We start from the raw sequence: 15,360 nt of genomic DNA, 5'->3' as shown, positions 1-15,360 counted from the left end.
GCTTGGGGATGGCCCTTCGGGAGGATCGGCGCGGGAGGAGGGCATGCGGGTATACAACAACAGGGGATGGCTCCTTGTCGCCCCGGCCGGACTGATCATCTTCTGCATCGGCATCGTGCCGCTGGTCACCATCTTCAACTATTCGTTCTTCGATATCTTCATCCTGAAGCAGGCCTATTGGGTCGGTACGCAATGGTATGAAGAAATCTTCGGATCGAGCCGCTTTGGCCTCAGCCTCGCGCGCAGCCTGTTGTTTTCCGCGATCGTCCTCAGCGTCCAGATCCCGCTCGGCATCGCGCTGGCGCTGCTGCTGCAACGCGCTGGCCGGCTGCGGACGGGCATGCTGATGCTGTTCGCCGTGCCGCTTGTGGTGCCCTGGAACATGATCCCCGTGCTCTGGCTATCGCTGGTCGACGCGCACACGGGGCCGGTCGGCAGGGCGCTTGCCTGGCTTGGCGCCGGTTTCGACTACAAGTTCAACGCCCTGCATACCTGGACGCTGATCGTGGTGATGGACACCTGGCACTGGCTCGGCCTGGTGATCATCCTCACCTATGCCGGTCTGTCCGGCATTCCCGGTCCCTACTACCAGGCGGCGGCCATCGACGGCGCGTCGCGCTGGGCCGTGTTTCGCTATATCGAGCTGCCCAAGATCGGTGGCGTGCTCTCCATCGCACTGCTGCTCCGCTTCGTCGACAGCTTCATGATCTACACCGAAGCCTTCACCATCAATGCCGGCGGCCCCAACAACGCCACCACCTTCCTGTCACTGGACCTCGGCGAGGACATCAAGGCCTATAACTATGGATCGGCCGCAGCCCGTTCCATCGTCTACTTCCTGATCATCCTGACGATCGCCTGGGCCTTCCGCACCGCCACCGAACGGCGCCGCGCCTTCTCCGGGGAGGTGCGCGCATGAGCCTGGCAACTTCGTCCCAGCCACGCCAAGGCTTCGGCTTCTGGCTGGCCCTGGCCGCCGCTGTGGTCTTCATCCTGCTGCCGCTCGGCGAGGCGGTGCTGATCAGCTTTACTTCGACGATCCCACGCGACGGCATCGCCGAAGGCAGCTTCAGCCTGATCAACTATCTCAACATCGCGCGCACGCCGGAACTGGTGGCATCCATCGGCAACTCGCTTGTCTACGTCAGTCTCAACGTGGCGCTCTGCCTTCTGACGGCGCTGCCCGCCGCCTATGCCTTTTCACGCTACGCCTTCATCGGCGACCGCCACTTCTTCTTCCTGCTGCTGACTTTCCGGATCACCCCGCCGGTGGTGCTGTCGCTGCCCATCTTCGTGCTGTTTGCCCAGTTCGGACTGGTCAACTCGCCTTTGGGCATTGCCCTGGTGCATTGCCTCTTCAACGTCCCCATCGCCATCTGGATCCTGGAAAGCTTCATCTCGGCGATCCCGCGCGAGTTCGACGAGACCGCCTTCATCGATGGCCACTCGCTGCCCTCCTTCTTTCTGAAGCAACTGCTGCCTGCCATCGCGCCGGGCGTCGGCGTCGCTGCCTTCTTCTGCTTCATCTTTTCCTGGGTCGAAGTGGTCTTCGCGCGCATCCTCACGGTAACAGCAGGCAAGCCGATCACCATGGCCATCACTGCCCTGTTCGGCTTTCAGACCGACATGGGCCTCGTCATGGCCATGACGGTCTTCTCCCTTTTACCGAGCGTGGCGCTGATCTATTTCGTGCGCAACCACATCGCTAAGGGCTTCGTCATCCGGACGTGACTTGCGGTGGCGCGCAGTACAAATGAAAAAGGCCGGAGGCATCGAGCCTCCGGCCTTTCTGTCTGTCTTTTCCTGCCGATCAGAACTTGGGCTCGACGTTCCACACGTCCTTGGCATAGCCGCGGATCGTACGGTCGGAGGAGAACCAGCCGACCTTGGTGGTGTTGAGGATCGAGCGTTCCGTCCAGCGATCGGTGTCGCGATAGTCAACGTCGACGGCGCGCTGGGCCTGGAAATAGGACTGGAAGTCGGCGGTAACCAGGAACCAGTCGGTATGCCACAGGCGGTCGGCGACACCGTGGAAGCGGTGGCTGTCGTCAACGCTGAAGGTGCCGCTGACCATGGCGTCGATGACCGCCTTCAGCGTCGGGTCGCTGTCGATGGTGGCAACGGGATTGTAGCCATGCTGGCGGATGCCGGCCACGTCGTCGGCGGTGAGGCCGAAGATGTATATGTTGTCCGGCCCGACCCGCTCGGCGATCTCCACATTGGCGCCGTCCAGCGTGCCAATGGTGAGCGCGCCGTTGAGCGCCAGCTTCATGTTGCCGGTGCCCGAGGCTTCCATGCCCGCGGTCGAGATCTGCTCGCTGAGATCGGCGGCGGGGATGATTACTTCGGCCAGCGACACATTGTAGTTGGGCAGAACCGCGACCTTCAGCCGATCGCCGACGATCGGGTCGGCGTTGATCACCTTGGCAATGTCGTTGGCCAGCTTGATGATCAGCTTGGCCATGTGATAGCCGGGCGCCGCCTTGCCGGCGAACACCTTGACGCGCGGCGTCCACTCGGCACCCGGTGTGCGGCGGATCGCCTGATAGAGCGCAATGGTCTCCAGGAGGTTCAGCAGCTGGCGCTTGTACTCGTGGATGCGCTTGATCTGGATGTCGAACAGCGCGGACGGATCCACCTTGAGGCCGATGCGGGTCTCGATTTCCTTGGCAAGACGGATCTTGTTGGCGCGCTTGGCGGCAGCGAACTTCTCACGGAAGGCCGCATCGGTGGCGAACTGCGAGGCCTCGTCGATCAGCTCGAGATTGTCGACCCACTTGTCGCCGATGGACTCCAGCAGCAGCGCGCGCAGGCCCGGATTGCACTCGTAGAGCCAGCGGCGCGGCGTGATGCCGTTGGTCTGGTTGACGATGCGATCGGGGTAGAGCGTGTGGAAGTCCTTGAACACCGTCTGCTTCATCAGCTCGGTGTGCAGCGCCGACACGCCATTCACCCGGCGCGAACCGACGAAGGCGAGGCTGCCCATCTTGATCTCGTTGCCCCACTCGATGATGCGGATGGCGTCGAGATTGATCGGCAGATTGCGGCCCTGCACCTCGGCGAGGTGATGGTAATCGATCCACTCGATGATCTGCATGTGCCGCGGCAGTACCTTGCGGAACAGGCCGGTGTTCCAGCGCTCCAGCGCTTCGGGCATCAGCGTGTGGTTGGTGTAATGCAGGCAGTGGCGGGTGATGTCGAAGGCATCGGGGAAGGTCAGCCGATGCTCGTCGGCGAGGATGCGCATCAACTCGGCCACGGCAATGGCCGGATGCGTATCGTTCATCTGGATAGCGATATGGTTCGGCAGGTCGCGAATGTCGTCATTCTTGGCCAGAAAGCGCCGCAGGATGTCCTGCAGCGAGGCCGAGGTGAAGAAATACTCCTGCTTGAGCCGCAGCTCCTTGCCTTCCGGCGTGGTATCGTCCGGATAGAGCACGCGCGAGATCGTCTCGGCGCGGATGGTCTTCTCGGCGGCCGAGACATAGTCGCCATGATTGAAGCGACCAAGGTCGAGCACCTCGACGGGCTTCGAGGCCCACAGGCGCAGCGTGTTGACGTGGCGCCCCTTCCAGCCGGGAATCGGCGTGTCATAGGCGACGGCGTTCACCGTCTCTTCGGCATGCCAGAAGGTGCGGCCGTGGCCGTCGAAGGAGATGTGGCCACCAAACTTGATGGGGTAGGCGACTTCAGCCCGCTCGAACTCCCAGACATGGCCGGATACCAGCCAGTCTTCCGGCTCTTCCACCTGCCAGCCGTCATGGAAGCGCTGGCGGAACAGGCCGTGCTCATAGCGGATGCCGTAGCCATGCGCCGGCACGCCGAGCGTCGACATGGAGTCCATGAAGCAGGCGGCGAGACGACCGAGACCACCGTTGCCGAGCGCGGCGTCGCTCTCCTGCTGCAGATGAGCTTCGAGGTTGAGGCCGAGCTCTTCGCAAGCGCCGGCCACTGCCTCTTCAAGGCCGATATTGGCGATGGCGTCCTTCAGGAGACGGCCGATCAGGAACTCCATGGAGAGATAGTAGACGCGCTTCTTCTGGCCGTCATAGGTGGCGCGCGTGGCTTCGAACCAGCGTTCAACCACATAGTCGCGCACCGCGAGCGCAAGCGCTGTGCTCCAATCCTTCTCCGTGGCGTGCCCGGGATCCTTGCCGACAAAATAGGTCAGCTTTTCAAGGATCGCCGCCTTGAGGGCGGCCGCAGTGCGCTCGCGGGACGGCACGGCTGGCTCGGTAATGGGTTCGATCTTGGATGTTGCGTTCATCGAAATCTCTTGTCTTACCGCACTGTGGCGGAAACCGATCCTTGCGGGGGACGGTCCCGACGGCAGCGTCAACGATCGCGCCAGGCTGGATGACAGTCGTCTGGCGACGAACTCATGGCTTGCCAGTGCTGCGAGATTTGACCTTACGCAAAGCGTCTGTCCATATCCAAGAAGACACACACGTGCAATTTACGCAAAAATCGCAGGTGATTTATGCGCCTAGTGCATGATGTTCGGCGTTTTGGCTTCCAGGTATGCGGAAATATGGGTCTTATTGCGCCCGGGCAATCAGATCGTCCGCATTGAGCCAGAAGACCTCGCCTTCGGATTCGGCCGTATCGAGCCACAGGAAGGGCAGGTCGGGATAGTCGAGCTCCAGGATCTCGCGCCCGGTGCCGATCTCGCACAACAGCCCGCCACCCGGGTTGAGATGCTGTGCGGCGCTGTCGAGGATGCGGCGGACGATGTCGAGGCCGTCGAAGCCGCCATCGAGCGCCATGGAGGGCTCGGCGAGATACTCCGGCGGCAAGGCTTCCATGGCCTCCTGATCGACATAGGGCGGATTGGTGATGATCAGGTCGTAGGTGCGGCCGGTCAGCGGGCCAAACAGGTCGCCCTCATGGAGGTGAACGCGGCCGTCGCCCAACTGATCCACGTTGATTGCCGCCACTTGAAGTGCCTCCGGCGAGAGATCGACAGCATCGACCTCGGCGTTGGGGAACACCATGGACGCCAGGATCGCCAGACAGCCCGAGCCGGTGCAGATGTCGGCCACCGACGCGACCTGCAGCGGCGAGGGGATCAGCGTCGAGCCGCTCTCCGGTCCGACGCGGTCGGAAAACAGGATCTCGCCGATGAAGGACCGGGGCACGATCACGCGCTGATCGATATAGAAGGGGATGCCGTGGATATAGGCCTTGTTGACCAGATAGGGCGTGGGCACGCGCGTCTGCACCCGCGTCTCGATGCGGTTGACGACCAGCTGCCGCTCGGTGCCGGTGAGGCGCGCATCGAGCCAGGGATTCACTTCGTCGATCGGCAGATGCAGCGTCTCGAGGATCAGATAGACCGCATCGTCCACCAGCCCCGATACGCCGTGACCGAACTCCAGTTCCGCTTCATTGAAGCGTGAAACGGCATAGCGCAGCATGTCGCGCACGGTCAGCAGATAGTCGGCGGGGTTCTCGGACACGGCAGAATCCTGAAGATATCGTGGGTGAGTCCGGTCAGCCTTAGACTATCGCTGTGCAAAGTGTAAGAGGCCGCCGTGAAATTCCACGACACACGCTGATCCGGTCTTTTCAGCCGTTTTGCAGGCTGGACTGCGATGCTGCCTGTCGACGATCGGCGGAAAGGCTGCGCAGCACCAGTGCGCAGAAGATGAGGCCGCAGCCGATCATCTGCGACGGGTTCATGCGCGTGCCCAGCCAGAGCGCGGCAATGGCCGTTGTCCAGACCGGCTCGAGGCACATGATCAAGGCCGATCGACTGACGGGGATGCCGGACTGTCCCTTGATCTGGATGAAGAAGCGCATGCTGGTGGCCAGCACGATGCTGGCGGTCATCCAGCTGATCACCGGCCAAGAGGGAATGTGTGTCGGCCAGGTTTCGAGAAGGGCCGAGAACACCAGATTGCAGACACCTGCCGTCACCAGTTGCACCGAGGTCAACAGCACCGGCGAGCGCGCCGAGGTCAGATGGGTGTTGATCACGAAGTTCAGCGAGAAGCCGACGGCGGACGCGAGAAACAGCCAGTCGGCCGGCTGCGGCTTCGCGTCCTGATGCAGAAACAGAAAGCCCATGCCCACCGCCGCCACGGCCAGTGCCATCCAGGTGGCGCGGTTGACCGGCCAGCGGAACAGGATCAGCCCGACGATCGGCGCCAGGAGATTGCCGAGGCCGCCGATGAAGGAACCGACGCCGAGATTGGTGGCGCGCGCCAGCGCCAGCACCCAGAAGGCCATGCCGAGTCCGATGCAGAGGCCGGGCACCAGGGTCCAGGGTTGCCGGATACCGAGCTCGCGCAAGTTCACCCTGCCGACCACGCCGACGATGATGCCGGCTGTCAGAAATCGCACGCCGACGAACAGCATCGGCGGCATTTCGCTGAGCGAGTTGAGGGAGAAGAACCAGCCAAACGCGGCAAGCAGGGTGGCCGACACGATCATCAGTTCGTGCCGGAAGGAAACGAGGACGCCGCGCATGAAGTTTGTCTGATCCGAGAAGGGCGGCCGGGGAGGTCCGGCGAGGAGGGCGAATGACACGCCTTGAGCCGGCGTCACGGCTATCACACTCGGGTTCGGAAGAGAATGCGGGAAACGAACTGCATGCAATCACATTCTGTCGAAGGCGGGGCGCCTTGCACAAGCCGGCGCCCAATGGCACAAGACGGCATGTCCAGATACCAAGCTCATAAATTCGCCGTCGCGCCGATGATGGAATGGACCGACCGCAACTGTCGTGTCTTCCATCGGCTGCTGTCCTCGCGCGCGCTTCTCTATACGGAGATGGTTACCTCGGCCGCGATCAAGCATGGTGATCGCAAGAAGCTCCTGGACTTCTCCGCCGTCGAGCATCCCGTGGCGCTGCAGTTGGGGGGCTCCGATCCGGCCGAACTGGCGCTGGCCGCCAAGGTTGGCGAAGACTGGGGCTATGACGAAATCAACCTCAACGTCGGCTGCCCGTCCGATCGGGTCCAATCGGGCCGCTTCGGCGCCTGTCTGATGCTGGAGCCCGAACTCGTGGCCGACTGCGTCGCGGCGATGAAGGCGGCGGTGTCCGTCCCCGTGACGGTGAAGTGCCGCATCGGCGTCGACGAGCAGGACCCCGAGCCCGCGCTCGACGCCATTGCCGACAAGTGCATCGCGGCCGGCGTCGATGCGCTCTGGGTGCACGCGCGCAAGGCCTGGCTCAAGGGCCTCAGCCCCAAGGAAAACCGCGACATTCCGCCCCTCGACTATGAGCGGGTGAAGCGTCTGAAGGCACGCTATCCAGACGTGTTCATCGGCATCAACGGCGGCATCGTCGATCTTGAGGTTGCCAAGTCGCTGCTGGAAAGCCTCGATGGGGTGATGCTTGGCCGTGCCGCCTATCACGAGCCGGCGCTGCTCGCGCGCGTCGATCGCGAGATCTATGGCGAAGAGCGCGAGGACGTGGACCTCTTCGAGGCGATCGAACGGTTGCGGCCCTTCATTGCCGAACACATCGCGGACGGCGGCAAGCTCAGCGCCTTCACCCGCCATATGCTGGGTCTCTTCCATGGGGTGCCCGGAGCGCGCGGCTGGCGCCGCATTCTCACCGAAGGCGCAATCAAGGATGGCGCCGGTTTTGAAGTTCTCGACGCGGCCCTCGCGTCCATCGTCAGGCGCAAGGCAGCGTGATCCTCATGAACATCTTCCGCAAGCTTAACATCGATCCCTTCCTGATCGGCCTGGTCGCCATGGTCGCGCTGGCTCTGATCTGGCCGACGCCGGGCGTCAGTGGCGGCGTGCTGCATTTCGACTATGCAACCACCTACGGCGTCTCGATCGTCTTCTTCCTCTATGGCCTGACCCTTTCGTTCGAGAAGATGAAAGCCGGCATCATGCTGTGGAAGCTGCACATCGCCGTGCAACTGGCCACCTTCCTGCTCTTTCCGGCGATCGTGCTGGTCGCGCGCTGGCTGGTGCCCGGGCTGATGTCCGACGATCTCTGGCTCGGCTTCTTCTATGTGGCGGCACTGCCGTCCACGGTGTCGTCATCGGTGGCGATGACCAACATTGCGCGCGGCAACGTGCCGGCGGCGGTGTTCAACGCGTCCCTGTCGAGCTTCCTCGGCGTGTTCCTGACGCCGATCTGGATGAGCTGGTACATGAGCCGCAACGGCATCGACATGCCGCTGATGCCGGTGATCCTGAAGGTGACGCTGCTGGTGCTGCTGCCGATCATTCTCGGCCAGGTCGCGCGTCACTGGCTGGCCGACTGGGCCAAGCGCAACGCGCGCTGGGTGAAGCTCGCCGACCGCACGACCATCCTGGCGATCGTCTACAACTCCTTCTGCGACAGCGTCGCCGCCGGCGTCTGGAGCTCCGGCGACCTGATCGACGTCTTGAAGATCGCCGCGCTGAGCGTTGCGCTGTTCCTGATCGTCTACGCCGTCATGGACGTGGTCTGCAGCCTGCTCGGCTTCGACATGCGCGACCGTATCGCCTGTCAGTTCTGCGGCTCCAAGAAGTCGCTGGCCACAGGCGCACCGCTGGCCAAGGTGGTGTTCGGCGCTACGCCGAGCCTTGGCCTGCTGATCGCACCGATCATGATGTTCCACTTCCTGCAGCTGGTCATGGTGTCCTGGCTGGCAGCGCGGTTCTCCCGACGCGTGACGGACTGAGCGTCAGACCTTGCCCGATCAGGCCGAGCGCGTCTCGGCCGTCGGGTCGAAATGCATGACTTCCGGATGGAAGTAGGTGTAGCCGGCGGCGAGCGCCGCGAAGATCGCCAGCCAAGCCGCGATGTGCCACAGCCGCGCGTGGATCCGCGGGCGACCGAATACCAGCGCCGAAGCAACCAGCAAGCCCCAGACCGTGAGGTAGCCGGCGCTGGCAAAGTCGTCAGGCGACAGCCCGAGGATCGCAGGCGACTTGCCGAACACCAGCAGCGTCAGCAGCGAAGCGGCCAACAGGACGAGAGCTATGCCGAAAACCGGGATCCGCATGGTCAGGGCCTTGTCTTTCTGAAGCGACCGGCAGTTTCCGAAGCCGGTTCAGGCCTCATATGTCGTCTCCGTTGCGCTCCTTGGCAAGGCGCCGCAGGATGACATCTCGTTCATCCGCGCTCATGACGATCCAGTTGGCGATCTCGTCGAGCGTGCGGCGACAGCCGCGGCACACCTCGGTAGCCGGGTCGATGACACAGACCTTGATGCAGGGCGACTTGATTGCGCTCATACGAGGATACCCAACAGAAACGCCGCTTCAGCCAGCACCTGGACCGCGCCGAGAATGTCCCCGGTCTGTCCGCCGATCTTCGATCGTGCCAACAGCCCCACGACGAGCGTGATCGCAGCCGCGAGGGCGAGCCCCAACAGCAGGTCGCCCGGATCAAGCACGAAGACGGCAGGAAGGCAGGCGGCGAGGGCGGCGATGGCAGCTTGCACGAAGGCGGTTTGGTTCGGGCGCATGAAGGAAGCGGAGAGGCCATTGGACCGCGCCGGCGGCAAGGCGGCCCACAGGCCCACCACCGCCAGACGGCTGACGGCAGCGCCACCCAAGAGAACGGCAAAGGCCGTGAAGGCACCCGTTTCTGCAAGGCCGCCGATCAGCGACGCCTTCAGCCCCAGCACCACGATCAGGGCCAGCGCGCCAAAGGCTCCGATCCGGCTGTCCTTCATGATGGCAAGTCGGCGTTCCTTGTCGTGCCCGCCGAACAAGCCATCCGCGGTGTCGGCCAAGCCGTCTTCATGCAGCCCGCCGGTCGGTGTGACCAGTACAGCCACCGCAAGGAAGCCGATGGCCAGCGGCGGCAGCGAGGTGATGGCGAGGAGCGCCAGCAGCAATGCCGCGGGCAGTGCGATGATCGATCCGGCAATGGGAATCATGGCTGCGGCCCGCGGCAGGGCGGGCGGAGCCATCGGATCGTCGAGCGCCATGAGGCGCGGAATCGGCAGGCGCGAGAAGAACCGCAAGCAGGCGGCCAGATCGGCAATTCGGATAAGAACAGTGCGTAACGACATTCTCTATTTGTAGGGCGAAAGCCGGCTCCTGTATAGAACCCACCCTAAATGTAGTAGTTGGGAGAGTCGCCATGAGCCACGCCAGATCCGGCAGCCCGTTTGATGATTTCCGTGCGCTGATCGCCAAGATGCCGCCGGTTGACGCGGAGGCGGTGGCCGCCGTGCGCAAGCGCGACGCCATGCTCACCAAGCCTGCCGGTTCGCTCGGCAAGCTCGAATCCTATGCCGAATGGCTGGCGGCCCACCAGGGCAAGTCCAAGCCCGTGGTCGAGCGGCCCATGGTCTGCATCTTCGCCGCCAATCACGGCGTTGCCGCCAAGGGCGTGTCGGCCTTTCCCGCTTCCGTGACCCATCAAATGGTGGCCAACTTCTCCGCTGGCGGCGCGGCCATCAACCAGATGTGCAAGAGCTTCAACTTCGGCCTGCGTGTCTTCGAGCTGGCGCTCGACGTGCCGACGCCGGACATCACCGAACAGGACGCCTTCGACGAAGCCGGCTGTGCCGCCACCATGGCCTACGGCATGGAAGCGGCGGCCGACGGCATGGACCTGATGATGATCGGCGAAATGGGCATCGGCAACACCACGGTCGCCGCCGCCATCTATCACGCCCTCTACGGCGGCACCGCTGCCGACTGGATCGGTCGCGGCACCGGTGTCGACGACGCCGGCCTCGAGCGCAAGCGCGCCGCCGTGACTGCCGCCGTGGCCCGCCTCGGCGACAGTCCGCGCGACGGCCTTGAGGTGCTGCGCCGGGTTGGTGGTCGCGAGATCGCTGCCATGGTCGGCGCCGTGGTGGCCGCGCGCCACCAGCGCATCCCGGTGATCGCCGACGGCTATGTGGCGACAGCAGCCATCGCCATCCTGCACGCCATCGATCCGCGCGCGGTTGAGCATGTGCTGATCGGCCATGCCTCGGTCGAGGGCGCCCATCGCGACGTGATCGCCCGCATGGGCAAGGAACCCGTCGTCGACTTCAATCTCCGCCTTGGCGAAGGCACGGGTGCGGCCATTGCCGGTGCCATCGTGCGCGCCGCTGCCGATACTCACAACGGTATGGCCACCTTCGGCGAGGCCGGGGTCGACGAGAAGGGCTGACCTCACATGGCCGCCGGGTGGGCAACCTCCGCCCGGCGGGTCGCACTTGAATCAAAGACTGAGCTTCGACCTGAAGTATAATATATTCAACAGGTTAGGAGCGTTCGTTGACTCTGGGTGATTCAATCTCTGAACGGCTGGGCGGTGCCGGAACACCGGCGCGAACGCGCAAGCGGAAACGGCGCGCCGCCAATAGCTTGGCGCGCCTTGCGGACTCACTTCCAAAACTTGAAGATCAGCTGACGCGGCTGATGCAGTAGAGGACTACTTCCTCAAGGGCATCTCGATGAGCACCCGCGGGCAGGGCGGCAAGGGCAGCGATGGCCTTGTCACCATAGCTGCGCGCGCGTTCCACAGTGGCCGCGATGGCGCCCTGCTTGCGCAGGATGTCGATGGCGCGCTCAAGGTCGCCGTCGTTGATCTCGCCATGCTCGATGGTACGGGACCAGAAGGTGCGGTCTTCGGTGGTTCCGGCGCGGGCGGCAAGCACGATCGGCAAGGTCACCTTGCCCTCGCGGAAGTCGTCCCCAACCTTCTTGCCAAGCGTCATGGACGATCCGCCGTAGTCGAGCGCATCGTCCACCAGCTGGAAGGCGAGGCCGAGCTGGGTGCCATACTCGGCCATGGCGCGGCGCATGTCCGCCGTCGACTGGGCGATGATCGGGCCGACCTCGGTTGCTGCAGAAAACAGCGCGGCGGTCTTGGCGTTGATCACCTTGAGATACTGTTCTTCTCCGGTGGCCAGATTCTTGGCAGCCACCAGCTGCAGCACTTCGCCCTCGGCAATCACCGACGCGGCCTTGGACAGCACGGCGAGCGCATCGAGCGAGCCCACCTGCACCATGGTCTGGAAGGCCTGGCCCAGCAGATAGTCGCCCACCAGGACGCTGGCCTGATTGCCCCAGAGCATGCGGGCCGACGGCTTGCCACGGCGCAGCTCGCTTTCGTCGACCACATCATCATGCAACAGCGTCGCCGTGTGCATGAACTCCACGGCGGCGGCGAGCTTCACATGGTTCTCACCGCTGTAGCCGCAAGCCTCGGCGCAGGCGAGCGTCAGCATGGGGCGCAAGCGCTTGCCGCCCGAATCGATCAGATGGCGGGCGATGTCCGGAATCATCTTGGCGTGCGAGCCGGCCATCTCCAGGATCAGCGCATTGACGCGCGCCATGCCCGGTTCGACAAGCCGCATCAGCGGCGCCACCGACGGCTCGCTGCCCTTGAGGGTGGCCTGCTTATCCTGCGATGCGACTGCGCCCACGCCCATCACTCCAACCTGTCCTGCTTCCAGACTGTATCTCGACGCCTGAACATTAGGCACTTCGCCTGCATGGAGCAAGCGGCCGTCCCGGTCATCAAGGTTCCGTCCCTTAAGGAGGTGACCTTTATGCCGAGTGCGCGGTAATGTCGAATCCGAAGCACCGGCAATTCAACGTTTTGCTGAGGGACCATGGAAGAATTGATCCGCACCAATGATCTCGTGACCATTTCCTTCGTCGAGGCGCTGCTGAAGGATGCCGATATCGGCTATCTTGTTGCCGATCAGGCCATCAGTGCCGTGGAAGGCTCCATCGGCCTGTTTCCACGCCGCGTTCTGGTTCTGGCCGAAGACCTTGAGGAAGCGCGCGCGCTGATGCGTGACGCCGATCTGGGCCACGAGTTGCGGCCGGAGAAGAAGCGGTGATCGAAACGACCGACGACGGCTTTCTCGGCGGTCGCCTGATGATCCGCCAGCCGGCGCGCGGGCCGCACAGGGCAGGGCTCGACGCCGTGCTGCTGGCCGCCTGCCTCGACGAGACGACGGCTGGGCGCGTGCTCGATCTCGGCGCAGGTGTCGGTGTCGCGGGATTGGCGATTGCCGCCCGCCTTGAGGGCGTGAGGGTGACGCTGGCCGAGATCGATCCCGACACAGCCGCCCTGGCGCGCGCAAATCTCGATCTCAACGCGACCGAGCTTGGAGGGCGGGCGTCGGTGCTGGTGGCGGACGTGTTGGCGCGTGCGCCCGATCGCGAGGCCGCCGGTCTTTTGGGCAACGCCCATGACCACGTGATCATGAACCCGCCGTTCCACATGGCCGACCGCGGTCGGTCCTCGCCCAACGACGATCGAGCACGGGCGCACGCGCTCGTACCATCCGACCTTGAGGCCTGGGTGCGCGCGGCAGCCGCGCTGGTGCATCCGCGCGGAACGTTGACGGTGATCTTCCGGGCCGACGAGTTGCCCCGCTTGCTGTCCGCCATCGGCACCCGCTTCGGCAGCTTGTCGCTGCTGCCTGTGCATCCGCGGACGGATGAGGCGGCGCACAGGCTCATCTTGCGCGGCCGGCCTCAGGGACGGGCACCGCTGCGCATGCTGCCGCCTCTGGTCTTGCATGAGGCAGATGGAAGCTGGACGACAGAGGCGGATGCCATTCTCAAGGGTGACGCCGTCCGCCGCAAATGGTGGCCGTGAACTTGCGGAGCGCGCCGCCAGCAACCATATGCCCCTGCGAGATCATCAGGAGGCCGCGACCTTGGCGCTTTTCAAACACCTGATCCCCAAGCCTTTCCGGAAGACGACGCCGGTGGTTCCGCTCATCCGGCTCGGCGGCGTGATTGGTGCGCGGTCTATGCTGCAGAGCGGCCTGTCGCTGGCCGGCGTGGAAAAGGCGATCAAGGAGGCCTTCGACGTCAAGGAAGCCGTGGCGGTGGCTCTGGCCATCAACTCGCCGGGCGGCTCGCCCGTGCAGGCGCATCTGATCTATCGTCGCATCCGCGCGCTCGCCGAGGAGAAGAAGCTGCCGGTGATCGCCTATCTCGAGGATGTGGCGGCGTCCGGCGGCTACATGCTTGCCTGTGCCGGCGACGAGATCGTTGCCGATCCGTCCAGCATCGTCGGCTCGATCGGCGTGGTGTCGTCCGGCTTCGGCCTCGACCGCGCCATCGGAAAGCTCGGGATCGATCGGCGCGTCTACACCGCCGGCAGCCGCAAGGCGACGCTGGACCCGTTTCAGCCGGAGAACATCGAGGACATCGATCATCTCAAGGATCTGCAGCGCGAGGTGCACACCATGTTCATCGATCTGGTGAAGGCGCGCCGCGGCGACAAATTGACAGGGGACGAGGCCGATCTGTTCTCGGGACTGTTCTGGGCCGGCGGCTCGGCGCTCGGTTTGGGACTGGTTGATCGTCTCGGCAATTTGCACGAGGACATCCGGGAAAAGTTCGGCGAAAAGGCAGAGATACGCCTGATGGGCCGCGAAAAGGGTTTCCTGCGCCGGCGTCTGTTCGGTTCGGCAACGCCTCGTTTACCGGCAAGCCTGTTATCTGGAGAGGAACTGCTTTCGGCAATCGAAAGTCGGCTTCACTTTTCGCGCTACGGTTTGTGATCATTTTCGACAAAATGAGGCTTGCCAGATTCCGCTTACGGTGTTCTCATGGCCTCGTCTGAATAGGAGATCCGCTGATGCCTCCTCTGGTTGGTTTGGCCCTGCTAGGCGCTGGCGCTTATGTTGCCGGCAAATTCATCAAGCGCGAAATGCTGCGCGTCGGTGAATATCTGAAGACGGCGAATGCCGAGCCCAAGCCGATCGAGATTCGTCTGGAGCGCGACCCGGTGACCGGCGTCTATCGCGACCGTCAGCGCTGATCTCCCAATACGATTTCTGCCTCCATCTGGAAGCAAAGAAGGCCGAAGCGGTGAGCTTCGGCCTTTTGCATTTTAGACAATCACTTGTGCCGCTTTGGCGCGCGGTCGCCGCAGGCAGCGGAAATCACAAAAAAGGGGAGGTCGCGACCAGGGTCGGTCATCAGTCGCGACCTTCAAAGGGTTACGTGATGAAAACTCAGTTCGAAGCGACCTTGGGCAGCTTGCGGATGCTGTCGCAGTTGTCGGCGACGATCTTGAGACTGATCAGGTCTTCGGTGCGGAAGTTGCCGCAGCGAACCTTGCCGACCACGGAGCCGTCAGCGGTCTTGATGCGGTTCTCGTGGCAATAGCAATCGCGCTCCGAAACCTTGCTCGGCACCTGCGGCTTGTTGCACTTCACCACGTAAGCAACTGCCGTGGTGTAGCACTGGACCGAGTAGTTGCTGCCGCCGCTGCTTTCCGAAGGCGTGGCGGTCGCGGAAATGCCGCTGCCGGGATTGTTGTTGGTGCCGTGGGTGAAGGACTGGGCACTGGCGCCAGAGGCGGCGGAAACCAGGGCGGCAACCGAAAAGGCGGCGATGGCGAAAGAACGAACCGACTGCAACATGATTTTCCCTCCTAATTTGGCGGCGCCGTGTATGTGGTCGGCGTCTGATGCAAGC

Annotated in this window: 17 protein-coding genes; 9 read left to right on the top strand and 8 right to left on the bottom strand. The window is 63.5% G+C overall.

From position 1 onward, the window contains the following. Positions 1-43: 43 nt before the first annotated feature. Together L2I41_RS13475 and L2I41_RS13470 are read left to right on the top strand one after the other, a co-directional pair. Positions 44-919, top strand: a complete 876-nt coding sequence (locus L2I41_RS13475) for a carbohydrate ABC transporter permease (protein WP_237154090.1) — start codon at positions 44-46, stop codon at positions 917-919. Next, positions 916-1,731 carry a carbohydrate ABC transporter permease gene (locus tag L2I41_RS13470; protein WP_237154089.1) on the top strand — a complete coding sequence of 272 codons (816 nt, stop codon included), beginning with the start codon at positions 916-918 and terminating at the stop codon, positions 1,729-1,731. The genes L2I41_RS13475 and L2I41_RS13470 overlap by 4 nt, the downstream gene beginning before the upstream one ends. Positions 1,732-1,810: 79 nt before the next feature. On the opposite strand, the gene L2I41_RS13465 is transcribed toward L2I41_RS13470, so the two are convergent. The 3 genes from L2I41_RS13465 to L2I41_RS13455 form a co-directional block, all read right to left on the bottom strand. Continuing rightward, positions 1,811-4,267, bottom strand: a complete 2,457-nt coding sequence (locus L2I41_RS13465) for a glycogen/starch/alpha-glucan phosphorylase (RefSeq protein ID WP_237154088.1) — start codon at positions 4,265-4,267, stop codon at positions 1,811-1,813. 271 nt (positions 4,268-4,538) lie between these two features. Further along, positions 4,539-5,459 carry a 50S ribosomal protein L3 N(5)-glutamine methyltransferase gene (gene prmB, locus L2I41_RS13460; protein ID WP_237154087.1) on the bottom strand — a complete coding sequence of 307 codons (921 nt, stop codon included), beginning with the start codon at positions 5,457-5,459 and terminating at the stop codon, positions 4,539-4,541. Positions 5,460-5,568: 109 nt separating this feature from the next. Next, positions 5,569-6,471: a DMT family transporter gene (locus L2I41_RS13455; protein WP_237154086.1), complete on the bottom strand. Its 903-nt coding sequence runs from the start codon at positions 6,469-6,471 to the stop codon at positions 5,569-5,571. Between the two features lie 189 nt (positions 6,472-6,660). On the opposite strand from L2I41_RS13455, the gene dusA reads away from it, so the two are divergent. Further along, positions 6,661-7,647 carry a tRNA dihydrouridine(20/20a) synthase DusA gene (gene dusA, locus L2I41_RS13450; RefSeq protein WP_237154085.1) on the top strand — a complete coding sequence of 329 codons (987 nt, stop codon included), beginning with the start codon at positions 6,661-6,663 and terminating at the stop codon, positions 7,645-7,647. Positions 7,648-7,652: 5 nt separating this feature from the next. After that, positions 7,653-8,633, top strand: a complete 981-nt coding sequence (locus L2I41_RS13445) for a bile acid:sodium symporter family protein (protein ID WP_237154112.1) — start codon at positions 7,653-7,655, stop codon at positions 8,631-8,633. Positions 8,634-8,651: 18 nt separating this feature from the next. Here the strand turns inward: L2I41_RS13445 and L2I41_RS13440 are convergent, their stop codons facing one another. From L2I41_RS13440 to cobS, 3 genes are read right to left on the bottom strand one after another with little or no spacing between them, the layout of a single operon-like run. Then, a complete protein-coding gene (locus L2I41_RS13440; RefSeq protein WP_237154084.1) occupies positions 8,652-8,957 on the bottom strand; it encodes a hypothetical protein in 306 nt (101 codons plus the stop codon). A 55-nt stretch (positions 8,958-9,012) separates the two neighbouring features. Beyond that, a complete protein-coding gene (locus L2I41_RS13435) occupies positions 9,013-9,189 on the bottom strand; it encodes a DUF1289 domain-containing protein (RefSeq protein WP_237154083.1) in 177 nt (58 codons plus the stop codon). Further along, positions 9,186-9,974, bottom strand: a complete 789-nt coding sequence (cobS, locus tag L2I41_RS13430) for an adenosylcobinamide-GDP ribazoletransferase (RefSeq protein WP_237154082.1) — start codon at positions 9,972-9,974, stop codon at positions 9,186-9,188. Before cobS ends, L2I41_RS13435 begins: the two co-directional genes overlap by 4 nt. Before the next feature lie 71 nt (positions 9,975-10,045). Between cobS and cobT the strand changes: the two genes are divergently transcribed. Continuing rightward, a complete protein-coding gene (gene cobT, locus L2I41_RS13425; RefSeq protein ID WP_237154081.1) occupies positions 10,046-11,071 on the top strand; it encodes a nicotinate-nucleotide--dimethylbenzimidazole phosphoribosyltransferase in 1,026 nt (341 codons plus the stop codon). Between the two features lie 235 nt (positions 11,072-11,306). On the opposite strand, the gene L2I41_RS13420 is transcribed toward cobT, so the two are convergent. After that, positions 11,307-12,332 carry a polyprenyl synthetase family protein gene (locus tag L2I41_RS13420; protein WP_390634210.1) on the bottom strand — a complete coding sequence of 342 codons (1,026 nt, stop codon included), beginning with the start codon at positions 12,330-12,332 and terminating at the stop codon, positions 11,307-11,309. A 189-nt stretch (positions 12,333-12,521) separates the two neighbouring features. On the opposite strand from L2I41_RS13420, the gene L2I41_RS13415 reads away from it, so the two are divergent. The 4 genes from L2I41_RS13415 (at position 12,522) to L2I41_RS13400 (ending at position 14,698) form a co-directional block, all read left to right on the top strand. Further along, positions 12,522-12,755 carry a putative signal transducing protein gene (locus tag L2I41_RS13415; RefSeq protein ID WP_237154079.1) on the top strand — a complete coding sequence of 78 codons (234 nt, stop codon included), beginning with the start codon at positions 12,522-12,524 and terminating at the stop codon, positions 12,753-12,755. Next, on the top strand, positions 12,752-13,522 hold the full coding sequence (locus tag L2I41_RS13410; RefSeq protein WP_237154078.1) for a tRNA1(Val) (adenine(37)-N6)-methyltransferase: 771 nt from the start codon (positions 12,752-12,754) through the stop codon (positions 13,520-13,522). Before L2I41_RS13415 ends, L2I41_RS13410 begins: the two co-directional genes overlap by 4 nt. 61 nt (positions 13,523-13,583) lie before the next feature. Then, positions 13,584-14,438 (top strand): S49 family peptidase, encoded by an 855-nt coding sequence (locus L2I41_RS13405; protein ID WP_237154077.1) that lies wholly within the window; start codon positions 13,584-13,586, stop codon positions 14,436-14,438. A gap of 77 nt (positions 14,439-14,515) precedes the next feature. Further along, positions 14,516-14,698, top strand: a complete 183-nt coding sequence (locus L2I41_RS13400) for a hypothetical protein (RefSeq protein WP_237154076.1) — start codon at positions 14,516-14,518, stop codon at positions 14,696-14,698. A gap of 196 nt (positions 14,699-14,894) precedes the next feature. Here the strand turns inward: L2I41_RS13400 and L2I41_RS13395 are convergent, their stop codons facing one another. Continuing rightward, complete coding sequence (locus tag L2I41_RS13395) at positions 14,895-15,305, bottom strand: hypothetical protein (RefSeq protein WP_237154075.1); 411 nt, start codon at positions 15,303-15,305, stop codon at positions 14,895-14,897. Between the last annotated feature and the right edge of the window lie 55 nt (positions 15,306-15,360).

Origin of the sequence: Oryzibacter oryziterrae, assembly GCF_021864535.1 — a bacterium.
GTDB lineage: Bacteria > Pseudomonadota > Alphaproteobacteria > Rhizobiales > Pleomorphomonadaceae > Pleomorphomonas > Pleomorphomonas oryziterrae.
The sequence above is the reverse complement of the archived record's forward strand: the minus strand, read 5'-3'. Positions and strand labels throughout refer to the sequence as shown.

What these genes read in the sequence shown, in the direction of transcription:
- L2I41_RS13445 (WP_237154112.1), top strand. Translation starts at nt 7,653, where the DNA reads ATGAACATCTTCCGCAAGCTTAACATCGATCCCTTCCTGATCGGCCTG.
- L2I41_RS13435 (WP_237154083.1), bottom strand. Translation starts at nt 9,189, where the DNA reads ATGAGCGCAATCAAGTCGCCCTGCATCAAGGTCTGTGTCATCGACCCG.
- L2I41_RS13440 (WP_237154084.1), bottom strand. Translation starts at nt 8,957, where the DNA reads ATGCGGATCCCGGTTTTCGGCATAGCTCTCGTCCTGTTGGCCGCTTCG.
- L2I41_RS13455 (WP_237154086.1), bottom strand. Translation starts at nt 6,471, where the DNA reads ATGCGCGGCGTCCTCGTTTCCTTCCGGCACGAACTGATGATCGTGTCG.
- dusA (WP_237154085.1), top strand. Translation starts at nt 6,661, where the DNA reads ATGTCCAGATACCAAGCTCATAAATTCGCCGTCGCGCCGATGATGGAA.
- L2I41_RS13470 (WP_237154089.1), top strand. Translation starts at nt 916, where the DNA reads ATGAGCCTGGCAACTTCGTCCCAGCCACGCCAAGGCTTCGGCTTCTGG.
- cobS (WP_237154082.1), bottom strand. Translation starts at nt 9,974, where the DNA reads ATGTCGTTACGCACTGTTCTTATCCGAATTGCCGATCTGGCCGCCTGC.
- L2I41_RS13400 (WP_237154076.1), top strand. Translation starts at nt 14,516, where the DNA reads ATGCCTCCTCTGGTTGGTTTGGCCCTGCTAGGCGCTGGCGCTTATGTT.
- L2I41_RS13395 (WP_237154075.1), bottom strand. Translation starts at nt 15,305, where the DNA reads ATGTTGCAGTCGGTTCGTTCTTTCGCCATCGCCGCCTTTTCGGTTGCC.
- cobT (WP_237154081.1), top strand. Translation starts at nt 10,046, where the DNA reads ATGAGCCACGCCAGATCCGGCAGCCCGTTTGATGATTTCCGTGCGCTG.
- L2I41_RS13465 (WP_237154088.1), bottom strand. Translation starts at nt 4,267, where the DNA reads ATGAACGCAACATCCAAGATCGAACCCATTACCGAGCCAGCCGTGCCG.
- L2I41_RS13475 (WP_237154090.1), top strand. Translation starts at nt 44, where the DNA reads ATGCGGGTATACAACAACAGGGGATGGCTCCTTGTCGCCCCGGCCGGA.
- L2I41_RS13415 (WP_237154079.1), top strand. Translation starts at nt 12,522, where the DNA reads ATGGAAGAATTGATCCGCACCAATGATCTCGTGACCATTTCCTTCGTC.